This is a genomic window from Streptomyces sp. NPDC020742 (genome assembly GCF_040641675.1).
Lineage (GTDB): Bacteria > Actinomycetota > Actinomycetes > Streptomycetales > Streptomycetaceae > Streptomyces.
Map to the genome: position 1 here is coordinate 1 of NZ_JBFAEA010000001.1, position 13,840 is coordinate 13,840.

Consider the following 13,840-nt stretch of genomic DNA (forward strand, 5'->3'; position numbering starts at 1 on the left):
GTGTTCCCCCCCGGGGGGGGGGGGTGCGGGGGGGGGGGGTTGTGGGGTGGGGTGTGGGGCGGGGGGGGTCTGGTGTGTGGACTGCTTCGCTTTACGTCCACACACCAGACCCCTCCGGCCCGCCCCCTCCCGTTGGTGGGTGGTGAAAAGATTAAAGGCCGGTGGGGGCCGGGGCCCGTCTCACGACTACCGGTCGACGACCACTCACGCTCACCCCCACTCACCGTTTTTCTCTCCCTTCCACGGGAGGGGGTGGTCCGGAGGGGGTGGGTGTCCAGACGTAAAGCGAAGCAGTCTGGACACCCACCCCCGCAGGGCCGCCACCGCAGCCGACAGCCCCGCGCAGCGGACCCGCCCGCCGCAGGCGCCACGACGAGACAGCCGACAACGTCGGAAGGCACCCGGCCGCCAGACCACGGCGGCAATGCCGACAACGTGGGAAGCTCACCCCATCCGCACGGCCCGCCCCTCCGCAGCCGATAGTCGCGCCGCCTCCAGGACCCGTAGGGTCGCCCCGGCCTCCATGGCGGTTACCGGTGGGGCGCCGCCCTCGCGCAGGGCGCGGGCGATCGCGGCGTAGTACGCGGGGTAGTCGCCCGGCAGGGTCGGCACCGCCTCGCCGCCGCCGTTGCGCGGGGTCGCCCCAGCGCCGAGCCGGCCCCAGCCGGTCTTCGGCTCCGCGCCCCATTCCACGCCCTCGTCGCCCGGCCGCAGCCCCTCGCGCAGGGCCGCCTCCTGCGGGTCGAGGCCGTGTTTCACATAGCCGGCCGTGCTGCCCAGCACCCGGAAGCGCGGGCCCAGTACGGGGGCGGTGGCGCTCACCCACAGGTGGGAGCGGACCCCGCTGGCGTGCGTCAGGGCGAGGAAGGTGTCGTCGTCGGCCTCGGCGCCCGGGCGGCGGACGTCGGACTCCGCGTACACCGAGACGACCGGGCCGAAGAGGGTCAGCGCCTGGTCGACGAGGTGGCTGCCGAGGTCATAGAGGAGCCCGCCGATCTCCGCCGGGTCGCCGGACTCCCGCCAGCCGCCCTTGGGTACGGGCCGCCACCGCTCGAAGCGGGACTCGAAGCGCCGGACCTCGCCGAGCGCGCCGTCCTCGATGAGCTTGCGGACGGTGCGGAAGTCGTTGTCCCAGCGGCGGTTCTGGAAGACCGAGAGCAGCAGCCCGCGGTCCTCGGCGAGCGTGGCGAGCTTCTCGGCCTCCGCCGCGGTCGCGGCCAGCGGCTTGTCGACCACCACCGGGAGGCCGGCCTCCAACGCGGCGGTGGCGAGCGGCACATGGGTCTTGTTGGGCGTCGCCACCACGATCAGGTCCAGCTCCGCGGCGCGGGCGAGCACCTCCTCGGCCGTGCCGACCGTCCGCACCCGGGGGTGCTCGGCACGGGCCTGGGCCTGCCGCTCCGGGGCGGAGGTGGAGACGGTGTCGAGCACCAGGCCGTCGGTGGCCGCGATCAGCGGGGCGTGGAAGACCGAGCCGGCCAGGCCGTAGCCGAGGAGGCCGACGCGGAGCGGGCCGTCGGGGGCGGGGGTGCCGGTGGAGTCGCTCATCTGGCTCTTCTCCCTCGTCTCAGTCATGGCTGACCTCCACTTAAGCAACGCTGTTGCCAAAGTGCAAGGCGCAACGGACAATGGGGCGGGTGAGCAGCTCTGACGACCCCTCCCCCCGCGGCGCTCCGGCCGACAGTCCGGGCGCCAATCTCCCCGCGCTGCGTGGCCACAACGCCGCCCTGGTGCTCGGGCTGTTGCGTGCGGCGGGGGAGGAGGGGGTCAGCCGGCGGGAGCTGGCCGCGCGGACCGGGCTGACCCCGCAAGCCGTCAGCAAGATCACCGCGCGGCTGCGCACCGAGGGCTTGGTCGCCGAGGCCGGCCGCCGCGCCTCCACGGGCGGTAAGCCCGCCACCGTGCTGCGGCTGGTTCCCGGTGCCCGGCACGCGGCCGGGCTGCACCTGGAGCGCGACGAACTCACCGCGGTGCTCGCCGATCTCACCGGCCGCGCGGTCGCCGTACGGCGCGCCCCGCTCGCCTTCGAGGCGGGCGCGGAGCCGGTGCTGACCACCGTCGAACGCGAGGTCGCGGCGCTGCTGGCGCAGGCCGGCGGCCCGCCGGTGCTGGGCGTGGGGGTGGCCTGCCCCGGCCCGCTGGACCACACCGCGGGGGTGCTGCACCGGGTCACCGGCGCCCCGCAGTGGGACGGCTTCCCGCTGCGGGACGCGCTCGCCGAGCGGCTCGGCCTGCCCGCCGTCCTCGACAAGGACACCAACGCCGCGGCCCTCGGCCTGGAGCGCGACCGGCCCGCCGGTGCGGGCTCCTTCGGCTATCTGCACCTGGGGACCGGTCTCGGCGCCGGGCTCGTCCTGGACGGCAGCCTCTACCGGGGCCCGCGCACCGGCGCCGGCGAATTCGGCCACCAGACCGTCCAGTTGGACGGCCCGCGCTGCGGCTGCGGCCGGCGGGGCTGCATAGAGGCGCTGTGCCTGGCGGCGGTGGCCCGCGGTGACCTGCCGGGCGCGGCGCAGGCGTTGGGCGTGGGCGCCGCCAACCTCGTCGAGCTGCTGGACATCGACGAGGTACTGCTGGGCGGGCGCACGGTGCTGGAGCAGCCCGGGGCCTTCCTGGACGGGGTGGGTCGGGCGCTGACCGACCTGGCCCGCACCCGCGACGGCGGTGGGCCCGGCGCCCGGAGCGCGGTGCCGGTGGCGCTCGCCCGCGGCGGGGCACGGACGGTCGCCGACGGCGCGGCCGAGCTGGTCCTCGCCCCGCTCTTCGGCGGACGGCCCGGCCTGACACCGCGGTAGCGCGTATCACGGTGTCCCGCCCGGTCCCGCCTTCCCGGCGGGCAGCGGCGGGACCGGGCGGACACCTCCCCGGTGCGCCCCGAGCTGGTGCCCTACGGAGCCCCGGCGCGCCCCGAGCGGTGCCCCTACGACGCCCCGATGTGCCCCGGGCGGCGCCGCCCTACGACGTGCCGTCGCTCACCGGCGTGTGGCACACCGCCTCGATGTTGTGGCCGTCCGGGTCGCGGACGAACGCCCCGTAGTACGCCGCGTGGTACTCCGGCCACACCCGCGGCGCGTGCAGCGACTCCGCCCCCGCTGCGACCGCCGCGGCGTGGAAGGCGTCGACCGCCGCGCGGTCGGCCGCGGCGAAGGCCAGGTGCAGCTCGCGGCCCGGCCCGGCGTCCGTGGCGGGCACCAGCCACAGGGTGTGCCCTGTGGTGCCGAAGCTGACGAACTCCCCGAACTCCTTGGTGCGGGAGCCGCCGAGCGGGGCGAGGACCGTGTCGTAGAAGGCCGCGCTGGCGGAGACGTCGGTGACCTGGATCGCTATGTGATCAAGCATGCACCCAGCGTTCCACGGCCGCCGCCCGCTGTCCCCCGGATATCGACCCTCCGTCGTGCCTCGCCCGCCGGACGCCTCAACCCGCCGTGCCGCGCGCGAGCCCGTGCCCGCCCTCTTCGGGGCGGGCACGGAAGCGGCGTCACCCGGCCGTGAACTCGTACTGCACCTCGTAGAGATGCCCCGCCTTCACCATCACGGTGACCTCGATGGTCCGGTCGCCATCGCTGCGGACGGTGCGCAGGGTACGCAGCACGGGGAGGTCACCCGGCAGCCGCAGCGCCGGGAACTGCTCCTGGGCGGGCGCGCGTGCCGAGACGCGGTCCACGCTGAGCCGGGGCGGGTACCCGAGCTCGGCGAGCAGCGCGGGTGTCCCGCCCTTGATCCGCTGGCGCCTGGCGATCGCGGTGCCGCGGGCGATCTCCAGCGGGTAGTAGGAACTGACCAGTTCGGCCGGCTCGTCGTCGATGAGCAGCAACTGTGACGCAGCAGCGCCTGGCCACCGTCGTGCACCCCGAGCGCCGCGGACACCTCCGTCGGCGGCACCACTTCCGCCACCCGCAGCAGCTCACTGCGCGCGTGAGCCCAGCTTCTCCGCCTCCGCGAGCCAGCGGTACCGGTCGCCGGAACGGCCGTCGAAGCTGTCCGTCTGGTCGCTGGGCACCCCGGTCACCCGATCCTCATGTCGTAGCGCAGTCTTTGCAGCGGGGCGGGCATGATCATCCTGTCCGCCTGGATGGGGCGGTCGTCCGCGTCCAGGGTGAGCCGCAGCAACTGCAGTACGGGTTGGGACCGTTCCGACTCCAGTGTCGCGGCCTCCTCGTCGGTCGGCAGGCGGGCGCTGACGTCCTCGCGGGCCCGCACGCCGACGTGGCCGAGCTCGGCGAGCAGCGTCACCGCCCCGCCCGGGATCTTCGCCGTACCGGCGAGCCGAGTGCCGCGGGCGAGGGCAAACGGGTAGTAGGTGTCCGTCAACTCGCAGGGCTGATCGTTGAGATACATGATGCGCCGCCGCACCACGACGGGCTCCCCCCGCTCCACCCCCAGCGCTTCGGCGATCTCGTCCGGCGCCGGCACTTCGCCCGCCTGCAGGATGCGCTGGCTTCCCCGGCGCCCCTGGGCCGAGGTCTCGGCACTCCACGCGTCGCGCTGGCCCTTTGCGCGCGGGGCCAGGTACGGCACTGACGTAGTGACCCACTCGGCGCTGTTCACGGCTTCCTCCGGACCGGTCGATCGGCTTCCCCACTGTGCTGCCCCACCGCACACGTGACAAGGCCGAACCCGTGGGTGAATCGTGCTGCCGTTGGCGGAAGGCGGTCCCTTCCCGAGGCAGAGTCGACAGAACGTGTCGCTCCCGGTCACGCCTCGCCAACGAGGTGGGGCGGGTCGCGGAGAGCCGGGCCGGCCGCCGCCGACATCCGCCCTGTTCGCCAGGTCCCTACCCGGGGCCGCTGACTTAGGGTGGGGACGTCGGCCGTACGTACGAAGCGCGGGGCGTGCGCAGGGCTCCGTGTGCGCGGAAGGCGGCCGGCGCCCCTGGTCAACACGCACGGCAGGAGTCCGGCAGTGGCAGAGCGCAAGCCGATCGAGTCATGGCTCACCGACATGGACGGCGTCCTGATGCACGAGGGGGTCCCGGTCCCCGGGGCGGAGGCCTTCATCAAGCGGCTGCGCGACTCGGGCAAGCCCTTCCTCGTCCTGACCAACAACTCCATCTACACCCCGCGTGACCTGCACGCCCGGCTGAACCGCATCGGTCTGGACGTGCCCTGGGAGTCGATCTGGACGTCCGCCCTGGCCACCGCGCAGTTCCTGGACGAGCAGCGGCCCGGCGGCACCGCCCACGTCATCGGGGAGGCGGGGCTGACCACCGCCCTGCACGACATCGGCTACGTGCTGACCGACCACGCCCCTGACTATGTCGTCCTCGGCGAGACCCGGACCTACTCATTCGAGGCGCTGACCAAGGCGATCCGGCTGATCAAGGACGGAGCCCGGTTCATCGCGACCAACCCCGACGAGACCGGCCCGTCGCCGCAGGGGCCGCTGCCCGCCACCGGCTCGGTGGCCGCGCTGATCACCAAGGCCACCGGCGTCGAGCCGTACTTCGTCGGCAAGCCCAACCCGCTGATGATGCGGCACGGGCTGAACGCCATCGGCGCCCACTCCGAGACCTCGGCGATGATCGGCGACCGGATGGACACCGATGTGCTGGCCGGGCTGGAGGCCGGCATGGAGACGTTCCTGGTGCTCACCGGCCTGACCCGGCCCGAGGAGGTCGAGCGGCACCCGTTCCGGCCCTCCCGGGTCGTGGACTCGATCGCGGACCTGATCGACCTGGTGTGATCGACCTGGTGCGATCGATCTGGTGTGACCGACTTAGTGTGATCGATCTGGTGTGACCGACTTGGTGTGATCGACCTGGTCTGAGCCCCGGGCCGCGGCCCGGGGCCACCCGAACGGCGCAGGCTCGGGCCGCACCGGGATGCGGCCGGCCGGGCGCGGGCGGACCTTCGGAGGTATCGGAGGTTCACCATGCGCTCACCGCTTCTTACGCTCTGTGCCGCAGCCGCGGCCTGCGCGGTGACGGCGGCACCCGCGTACGGCGGGGAGGTGTCCGGCTCCCGGAGCGGTACGACCCGGGTCGCTCCGGTCCCCGCCGCCCCCGGCTGTCCGGTCGCCCCACAGGCCCCCGGCTGCGGCCCGCTACGGGCCCCCGCCCGGCCGACGTCCCTCGCCGGCACCTCGTTCGCCGCCGCCCCGTTCGCCCCGCTCGCCCTGCCGCAGGCCCGCCCCGCGGCGCCGGGCCAGGCCGCCCCGCGCCGCGAACTGAGCAGCACCTCGGCCGTCGGGCTGGTGCTGGCCGGCGGCGCCGTACTGGTCATCGCGGGCCAACTGCTCCGGCTCCGGCTCCGGCTGCGCCGCGAGCGGCAGGGCGACGCCGATGAGCAGTGACCGGGTGGGGCGACACCGCTCCGGACACCTGTTGGCCGGTACGGCCTGGACGGTCCTGCTGCTCGGGCTGTGGCTGTGGGGACGCGACCTGCCGGACGGGGCACCGGCCCGGCTCGCCACCACCGGCGACGTCGCCGCCGTGGGCCGCCCGCTGGGCCGCCAGGCGCCCCCGCACACGCACGCCCCGGTGTCGGCCCCGGCATCGGTCCGGCCCCAACGGATCGTCATCGGCGCACCGGGCGCACCGGCGGCCGGTGTCGTCGCCCGTCCCCTCGCACCGGACGGCACTCCCGCCCCGCCCCCGGACGGCGCGGCGGCCGTCGGCTGGTACGCGGGCGGGCCGCAGCCGGGTGAGGCGGGTGCCGCACTGCTCGCCGTACCGTCCGGCGCCCCCGCCCCGCGCGCCGCGCTCCGCCAGTTGACCGGCATCACACCGGGGGAGCGGGTGACGGTCCGCCGCTCGGACGGCAGTACCGTCCACTTCGTCGTCGAGGACGTCCAGCTCTTCGACCGCGCCCGCTTCGACGCCCGTACCGCCCGTGCCGCCCGCGACCCCGGCCGCGCCGAGCTCCGGCTGATCGGCCTCCGCGGCGCCACCCCGTCACCGGGCCGCGGAGCCCTCGCGGTGAGTGAAGTGGTGGTGGTGTCCGCGTATATGACGGACTATCAGTCATCTGGCGCGACGGCCCGCGGCTGAGTGGCTTCCGGGGCCCGACTTCCCGCCGTACACCGACCCCGTGCCGACTCCTGCGCCGCCTCCCGCCGACTCCTGCGCCGCCTCCTGCGCCGGCCCCTGTGCCGACTCCTGCGCCGGCCCCTGTGCCGGCTTCTGTAGGACTTCTCTGCCGACTTCTGTGCCGTTTTCCACAGGTCGGCCCACGACGGTGACGGTGTGCCACGATGGAGGCGGCCGGTGATCCCGTGCCGGCCGGTCCTGTGCTCCGAGGGGGAGTGGATGTACGGCAATCGACGGTGGGCCGCGGTGGGGGCGCTGGTGGTGCTGCTCGCCGGCTGTTCCTCGGCCGGCGACGACGAAGGCCGTGCGCCCGGCAGACCGGGGCAGCGCCCCAAGGCGGTCACTCCGTACTGGGTCAACCCCGACGGCACGGCGGCCCGTCAGGTCTCCGCCTACGCCAAGGACGGCAAGGCCGCCGACGCCCGGCTCCTGGACCGGATCGCCACGCAGCCGGTCGCCGAGTGGATCGGTGTCGACGACCCGCAGGGCCAGGCCCGTGGCTTCACCGAGGCCGCCACCAAGGCCCATCGAGAGGCCCTGCTGGTCCTCTACAACATCCCGCACCGCGACTGCGGCAAGTACTCCCAGGGCGGCGCCGCCGACGGCAACGCCTACCGCGCCTGGCTGGACGGCGTCCTCAAGGGCATCGGCGACCGCGCCACCACCGTCGTCCTGGAACCCGACGCCCTGCCGCACCTCGCCGACACCTGCACCCCACAGCAGTTCCACGAGGAGCGCTACGCCCTGCTGGCGGAGGCGGTCGGCAAGCTCAAGGCGCTGCCGCACACCAAGGTCTTCCTGGACGCCGGCAATCCGCACTGGATCAAGGACCCCGGGCGGATGGTCGAACCCCTCAAGCGGGCCGGCATCGACCGCGCCGACGGCTTCGCGCTGAACATCTCCAACTACCAGACCACCGCGGAGAACACGACGTACGGCAAGAAGCTCTCCGACATGGTCGGCGGCAAGCCGTTCGTCATCGACACCAGTCGCAACGGCAAGGGCCCCGCCCCGGGCGGCGACGACCCGGAGAATTGGTGCAACCCGCCAGGCCGCGCCCTGGGCACCCCGCCGACCACCAAGACCGCCGATCCCCGCATAGCCGCCTACCTGTGGATCAAGCGTCCCGGGGAGTCCGACGGCACCTGCAAGGGCGGCCCCAAGGCGGGCGCGTGGTGGCCTGCGTACGCCCTGGGGCTGGCGCGCAGCGCGAAGTAGGCGTCCCCGGCGCAGCGGCCTGCGGCGCCGACCAGCCGGAAAGGCCTGCCGGGCTGGAAACGCCTGCCGGGCCGGAAACGCCTCCCGGGCCCGAAAGCCTCCCCGGCCGGAGCCGCCGACCGACGGGGCCCCGGGCCGCGTCGTGCGCAGGAGTGGACACCGTGCCATGTGCCGGAGCAGACGCAGCGCCACGCACCAGGAGTGGACACCGCGCCACGCACCAGCAGCGGACACCGTGCCACGGGCCGGAGCGGACACCGCGCCACGGGTCGGAGTGGACTCAGTGCCAAGTGACTGTGCACTCAGTGCTATCGCGGGCGCACATCTCATCCGTGATGCTGGAACGGAAGCCCCGGGGCACCGCTCACCGCAGCCCCGGGCGGCGGTGCACGGGGCAGCAGACGGTACGGGGGCCGGCTGCTTCCCCGCGACCGGCGCCGGCCATCCAGCAGAGCGCCCGGCGAAGACGCCCCGGCGAAGACGCCCCGGCGAAGACGCTCCGGCCAAGACGCTCCGGGCAGAGCGCCCCGGCCAAGACGCCCCGGGCAGAGCGCCCGGCCAAGACGCCCCGGTCAGAACGCCCCGGCGGGCCTTCCGGTCAGGACGGTGCGCCCTGGCTCTGCCCCACCGGCACCTTCACCCACACCGCCTTCGACGGTGTGCCATGGCCGTCCACGGCGTTCAGCATGTACCACCCCGGCGGCACCAGGGACGGGTCCTTGGGCAGGGTGACCCGTACGCCCTTGCCGTCCTTCGTCACGGTGAAGTCCACCGCCACCGACCGCTGTTCGACGTTGGTGACATGGGTGAACGAGCCGGGGCGCATCAGCCGCATCTTCTTGATGGCCCCGGCATGCGGTGCGCCGAAGGTCGCGGTGCCGCCGAGGCGGACCGTCGTGGGGCCGCGCTGGGTCAGTTCGGGGCGGGACTTCCGGAAGAGGTAGGGCGGGGTGTACAGGTCGATCTCCTGTTGGAAGACGCCCGGCTTGGTGTTGTCCTTGTCGGCGAAGAGCGAGTCCGAGCCGAAGGTCATCACCCGGCCGTCCGGCAGCAGCAGCGCACCGGAGTGGTAATTGCGGCCCACCAGCGGATCGGCCACCTGCCGGGCGGTGTTGGCCGAGGGGTCGTACAGCTCCGCCTTGAGGATGTTGGAGGCGCTGCGCCCCCGGTAGTCACCGGAGCCGTTGGTGGTGAGCACGGTGTCGTCCGGCAGGATCACGCTGCTCGGGTAGCGGGCCTTGGCGTACAGCGGCGGCCCGTCCTTGAAGCGCGGTGCGGGCGTGTGCAGATCGACGATCCGGGTCTTGTCGGTGGACTTCGGGTCCTCGCCGACGCCGCCCCCGCCCAGCACCATGTACCGCTGCTGCTGGGCCGGCGGCAGCAGCACCGACATCGACGTCTCCAGCGTGTCCGGGTCGCTCATCCCCGGGACGGTCCGGAACGCATTGGACTTCAGGTCCCAGATCCCGGGCGTGCGGCCGAGGTTGTCCGGGCCGTAGCCGGCGTTGGAACCGGTGTAGAAGATCCGTCCCTTGTCGGTGAGGAAGAGCGCCGGGTAGGTCGGGAAGAAGCGCCGCTTGGGCAGGTACGTCCACTTCTTCGTCTTCGGGTCGTAGACCTCCTGCTTGCCGGGCACGACCTGCCCGATCTCGTCCAGCCCGGAGACGGAGAGGACCTTGCCGTCCTGCAACGTGGTCAGCGTCGGGTACCAGCGGGCCTCGTTCATCGGGCTGACGGGCAGGTAGCGCTCGGCCACCGGGTCGAACTCGAAGCTGTCCTTGATCCCCTGGAAGTCCTTCTTGTCGAAGGAGAGCTTCTGCGCGATGCCGTAGAAGTTACGGGCGGCGGCGCCGCTCAGGCCGTGGATGCGGTAGTTGTCCTGGGCACCGGTGGAGTGCGCGGGGCCGTCCTTGAGCGCCTCGACGTAGACCCGGGCCTCGCTGTGGGTGACGGTCACCTTGCCGGTCGCCGGGTTCTTGGTCTTCTTCGCCCGCGGTACCACCACCGGGTCCTTGGAGGCGAAGGTCTTGCCGTTCTGCTTGCCCGTGAAGAGCGTGCCGGCGGGGAAGGTCCGGGGGCCGTCCGGGTCCTCGTTGTAGACGATCATCAGGCCGCCGGCCTTCTTCACGTCCCCGTTCAGCTTCTCGTAGCGCTGGGTGCCACCGGCCACCAGCAGCCTGCCGTCCGGCAGCTGGGTGTGCCCGGAACAGAAGAGGTCCTTGGGGGTGGGGATGTTCTTGAAGGTGTTCTTCTCCGGGTCCCACAGGACCGTACGGAAGGACTTGGCGCGGAAGTTGGCGGCGTTGTTGCCGGAGCCGGCGACCAGCAGCACCTTGCCGGTGTGCAGCAGGGCGGCGTGGATGGTGTTGATGCGGTACCGGTCGGGGACGTCGACGACGTCCCAGTGACCGTTCGCCGCCTTGTACTCGGGCTTGTTGATCTTGTAGTCGTGGTACTGCGCCGCGGCGAAACCGTAGAGGGCGGGGCCGTTCATCGCGGCCAGTGCGAGCACCACGCCCGTCGCTATCGCCACTCGACGGACGCGACGGCTCGGACGGTACTTCATGTGTGACGTCCCCCAAGGGCGATGTGCAGGGTCTCTTCGGAGGCGGCGGGCAGGACGGCGGTGTTCGCGACGGCGTCCGCACCGCCGGCGGCCGGGGCGCCTCCCCCGGGCGTGGCTCCGGCTCCGGGCGCGGCGCCCGCGGCCTCCCCGGGCGCGGCCTCCGCACCGGACCCGCCACCGGCATCAGCGCTCGATGCGCCGGCCGCGGCCGACCGCTTCTCCCGCCGTACGCCCCACTGCCAGCCGACGATCGGGGCTGCGGTGATCAGCATCGCCAGCGTCGCCCAAGTGATCATCGCCGGGTGGCTGTGCCCCAGGACGAACGAGGCGACCAGCGAGCCGCCGAAGACGACCAGGAAGAACAGGTGCACCCGGAAGGTGCCGAACAGGGTGTCCGGGCTGGAGGAGTCGCCCTTCGGCGTCACCACGAACGTGCTCTTGCGGCGCAGTACGGCATCGAAGAGCGACCGGGCGTAGATCGGCGCGGAGAGCGCGGACATCACCATGCCGGCGATGCCGCCCGACCCCTCGGGCTCGTGCGGGGAGACGTTGTGCCGCCGGTTCCAGATGTACAGCCCGATCTGGAGCGCCGAGGCATTGCCGTAGAGCATCATCCACACCGACGGGTCGATCTCCACGCCAGAGGCACCGAGCCCCAGGAACAGCGCGCAACTGAGCGCCGCCAGGATCCAGTTCAGCGCCGACATCGGGTAGAAGATCACCATCATGGTGTAGTTGAAGAGCCGGCCCGGCGGCAGGCTGAACGGCGCCTTCCAGAACTGCTTGAGGATCGTCTCGTACGTCCCGCGCGACCAGCGCAGCTGCTGGGTGAAGAAGTCCGTCCAGGCGGTGGGGCCCTCGCCGACGGCCAGCACGTCCGGGGTGTAGACCGAGCGCCACTTCTTCCCGGTCGCCGGATTGCGGTGCCGGTGCATCTCGAAGCCGGTCGCCATGTCCTCGGTGATCGAGTCGTACAGACCGCCGATCTGCTTGAGCGCGCTGATGCGGACGGCGTTGGAGGTGCCGACGAACATCGGTGCGCCGTAGCGGTTGCCGGCCCGCTGGATCAGCGCGTGGAAGAGGAACTGCTGGGACTCGGCGGCCTTGGTGACGAAGGTGTCGTAATTGCCGTACACCTGGGGGCCGATGACGAACCCGACGTCCGGGTCGCGGAAGAAGCCCAGCATCCGCTCCAGGTAGTTGGGCAGCGGGACGTGGTCGGTGTCGACCGAGGCGAAGTAGTCGTAGTCGTCGCCGTGCGCCGCCAGCCAGGCGTTGTAGTTGCCGTGCTTGGTCTTGGCGCGGTGCGGGCCCTTGGTCTGGTTCCACTGCGGCACGCCCTTGCGGGTGAAGTGGTGCACGCCCAGCCGCCGGCAGACCTCCTTGACCTCGGGGTCGTCGCCCTCGTCGAGCAGCCAGACGTGCAGCAGCCCGCGGTGCCGGATCTTGACCGCCGCCTCCAGCGTCTTGGTGACCATGGCCAGGGGTTCCTTGCCGGGCACGAAGGAGGTGAGGAAGGCGACCCGGGTGCCGCTCTCGGGTATCACCGGGATGGGGTCACGGGCGACGAGGGTGGCGTGCGCGTTGGACAGCACATTCATGCAGCGGAAGAACTCGATCAGTGCGATCGAGATCAGCATGACGGTGTCGAGCGTGGGCAGGAACGCGAAGGCGGGGTAGTCGCGTTGGGTCCAGTGGGAGGGCTGCAGCAGCCAGACGAACAGGCCCAGCGACAGCAGGGGCGCGGTCCCGAGCAGCAGCGCGGCCCGGATCCGGTGCGGCTCGCTGCCGAGCAGCGAGCGGTAGCGGACGGTGTACGGCTTGTCGGCGTCGGGCCGGGTGAGCGGACCGGCCAGTCGGCTGTAGTGCTCGTAGTCGAAGCGCGGCAGCGGCTTGCGGACGTTCCGCCGTTGCCAGTGCTGGCGCGGAATCCGCAGGCGGGCCGTGGCCGACGGGTCGAACGAGCGCTGCGGCCGAGCGTCGTCAGGCGGCGACGTCATGAGTCCATCCCCCCGCACGCGGACCGGCCGCGTGCCGTTGCTGATGGCCCGCGGTCCTCGGTCCCCCTCGACCGACCCGGGCCTCTTACTGTCGGCCGCCCTGCACCGTCGGACGGTGGCGGCCGTCGTCCGGAGGCATGAGACGCGTTCCGTGATCCTGCCAAGCGGCGGAGTCCCCGCGTCCACTTCGCGCCAACCGGCCCACGGCCGTGTCTCAACTGGTGGGACACTCGTCCCATTCCGGACGACGCCCCAGGTCAGGGTTCCTGGCCGACTGCGGGGACGCAAGAAGATGCGCAGGTTATGAGCAAAGACCGCGCCTGGCGGGTCGGCGAGTGGACATATGCCGCCTCATCTGCATCAGGCTCGGTCAGAAACCGGCCACTCTTCGATGGTTTTTACGCAGGATCGGTACGGGTGGGGGCGGGGCGTGGGGCCCGCCCCCAGCGGGAGGGGGTACGGGAGGCGTACCGTGCGTGCGGCCAGGCATGAGCATGTCATAGGTGCGCGCGCCGGGCGCCGGTCACCGGGGTGGTGGAACGTCGGGGTGGCGGAAGGCCGTGAAGGTGAGCGCGACCGCGGGGCGCCCGGCAACGACTGAGGCCCCCCGCAGAGCGAGGGGCCTCAGTGTGTCGTGCGCCGCCAGGGACTCGAACCCCGGACCCGCTGATTAAGAGTCAGCTGCTCTAACCAACTGAGCTAGCGGCGCCTGCTGACCTGAAGAACTTTACACGAACTCTGAGGGTGCTCCGTACCCGCGAGGGCGCCCCGCACCCGCCCGGCCCCTGTGATCCCCGCCACCCCGATGGCCAGGTGCGGCGCCCTACCCCGTCCGAGGTCCCCCGCTCGTGGCCCCCGTGCGCGGGCAGGAAGTCCCATGATCTCGGGACCTTCGCCTGCGTGGTCGCCCGAATTGCTCTGTGAACATCGGATTCAATGCGTCCTTGTCCCTAGGTCGGCAGTTGCCCCGTCAACATGCGATATCTCCCGCCGGTTGAGAGGCTTCAGGCGGAGTGCCGAGGCGGCGGA

At 72.5% G+C, this 13,840-nt stretch carries 10 protein-coding genes, 1 tRNA gene and 1 pseudogene; 5 read left to right on the top strand and 7 right to left on the bottom strand.

What is annotated here, in order from left to right; translation table 11 throughout:
• Window positions 1–444: 444 nt before the first annotated feature.
• Window positions 445–1,548: a Gfo/Idh/MocA family oxidoreductase gene (locus AB0G84_RS00005; protein ID WP_361315006.1), complete on the bottom strand. Its 1,104-nt coding sequence runs from the start codon at window positions 1,546–1,548 to the stop codon at window positions 445–447.
• A gap of 80 nt (window positions 1,549–1,628) precedes the next feature.
• Between AB0G84_RS00005 and AB0G84_RS00010 the strand changes: the two genes are divergently transcribed.
• Window positions 1,629–2,795: an ROK family protein gene (locus AB0G84_RS00010; protein ID WP_361313169.1), complete on the top strand. Its 1,167-nt coding sequence runs from the start codon at window positions 1,629–1,631 to the stop codon at window positions 2,793–2,795.
• A 160-nt stretch (window positions 2,796–2,955) separates the two neighbouring features.
• On the opposite strand, the gene AB0G84_RS00015 is transcribed toward AB0G84_RS00010, so the two are convergent.
• From AB0G84_RS00015 to AB0G84_RS00025, 3 genes and pseudogenes are all read right to left on the bottom strand, one after another.
• Entirely contained in the window at window positions 2,956–3,339 is a 384-nt protein-coding gene (locus AB0G84_RS00015; RefSeq protein ID WP_361313172.1) for a VOC family protein, read from the bottom strand.
• Between the two features lie 139 nt (window positions 3,340–3,478).
• A pseudogene (locus tag AB0G84_RS00020) lies at window positions 3,479–3,964 on the bottom strand (UTRA domain-containing protein); the annotation flags it as partial.
• A 41-nt stretch (window positions 3,965–4,005) separates the two neighbouring features.
• Window positions 4,006–4,548, bottom strand: a complete 543-nt coding sequence (locus AB0G84_RS00025; RefSeq protein WP_361313174.1) for a UTRA domain-containing protein — start codon at window positions 4,546–4,548, stop codon at window positions 4,006–4,008.
• Window positions 4,549–4,902: 354 nt separating this feature from the next.
• On the opposite strand from AB0G84_RS00025, the gene AB0G84_RS00030 reads away from it, so the two are divergent.
• The 4 genes from AB0G84_RS00030 (at window position 4,903) to AB0G84_RS00045 (ending at window position 8,245) form a co-directional block, all read left to right on the top strand.
• Complete coding sequence (locus tag AB0G84_RS00030; protein ID WP_361313176.1) at window positions 4,903–5,682, top strand: HAD-IIA family hydrolase; 780 nt, start codon at window positions 4,903–4,905, stop codon at window positions 5,680–5,682.
• 189 nt (window positions 5,683–5,871) lie between these two features.
• Complete coding sequence (locus AB0G84_RS00035) at window positions 5,872–6,291, top strand: hypothetical protein (RefSeq protein WP_361313179.1); 420 nt, start codon at window positions 5,872–5,874, stop codon at window positions 6,289–6,291.
• Window positions 6,281–6,988, top strand: a complete 708-nt coding sequence (locus AB0G84_RS00040) for a class F sortase (RefSeq protein ID WP_361313182.1) — start codon at window positions 6,281–6,283, stop codon at window positions 6,986–6,988. The genes AB0G84_RS00035 and AB0G84_RS00040 overlap by 11 nt, the downstream gene beginning before the upstream one ends.
• A 258-nt stretch (window positions 6,989–7,246) precedes the next feature.
• On the top strand, window positions 7,247–8,245 hold the full coding sequence (locus tag AB0G84_RS00045; protein WP_361313184.1) for a glycoside hydrolase family 6 protein: 999 nt from the start codon (window positions 7,247–7,249) through the stop codon (window positions 8,243–8,245).
• Window positions 8,246–8,843: 598 nt separating this feature from the next.
• Here the strand turns inward: AB0G84_RS00045 and AB0G84_RS00050 are convergent.
• The 3 genes from AB0G84_RS00050 to AB0G84_RS00060 form a co-directional block, all read right to left on the bottom strand.
• Window positions 8,844–10,811 carry a kelch motif-containing protein gene (locus AB0G84_RS00050; RefSeq protein ID WP_361313187.1) on the bottom strand — a complete coding sequence of 656 codons (1,968 nt, stop codon included), beginning with the start codon at window positions 10,809–10,811 and terminating at the stop codon, window positions 8,844–8,846.
• Window positions 10,808–12,811, bottom strand: coding sequence for a glycosyltransferase family 2 protein (locus tag AB0G84_RS00055; RefSeq protein ID WP_361313190.1), 2,004 nt, complete (start codon window positions 12,809–12,811; stop codon window positions 10,808–10,810). The genes AB0G84_RS00050 and AB0G84_RS00055 overlap by 4 nt, the downstream gene beginning before the upstream one ends.
• Window positions 12,812–13,446: 635 nt before the next feature.
• Window positions 13,447–13,520: transfer RNA gene (locus tag AB0G84_RS00060), tRNA-Lys, on the bottom strand.
• Between the last annotated feature and the right edge of the window lie 320 nt (window positions 13,521–13,840).

Excerpts from the sequence above, each read along its gene's own strand:
- AB0G84_RS00035 (WP_361313179.1), top strand. The coding sequence starts at position 5,872 with ATGCGCTCACCGCTTCTTACGCTCTGTGCCGCAGCCGCGGCCTGCGCG.
- AB0G84_RS00055 (WP_361313190.1), bottom strand. The coding sequence starts at position 12,811 with ATGACGTCGCCGCCTGACGACGCTCGGCCGCAGCGCTCGTTCGACCCG.
- AB0G84_RS00050 (WP_361313187.1), bottom strand. The coding sequence starts at position 10,811 with ATGAAGTACCGTCCGAGCCGTCGCGTCCGTCGAGTGGCGATAGCGACG.
- AB0G84_RS00015 (WP_361313172.1), bottom strand. The coding sequence starts at position 3,339 with ATGCTTGATCACATAGCGATCCAGGTCACCGACGTCTCCGCCAGCGCG.
- AB0G84_RS00010 (WP_361313169.1), top strand. The coding sequence starts at position 1,629 with ATGGGGCGGGTGAGCAGCTCTGACGACCCCTCCCCCCGCGGCGCTCCG.
- AB0G84_RS00045 (WP_361313184.1), top strand. The coding sequence starts at position 7,247 with ATGTACGGCAATCGACGGTGGGCCGCGGTGGGGGCGCTGGTGGTGCTG.
- AB0G84_RS00005 (WP_361315006.1), bottom strand. The coding sequence starts at position 1,548 with ATGAGCGACTCCACCGGCACCCCCGCCCCCGACGGCCCGCTCCGCGTC.
- AB0G84_RS00040 (WP_361313182.1), top strand. The coding sequence starts at position 6,281 with ATGAGCAGTGACCGGGTGGGGCGACACCGCTCCGGACACCTGTTGGCC.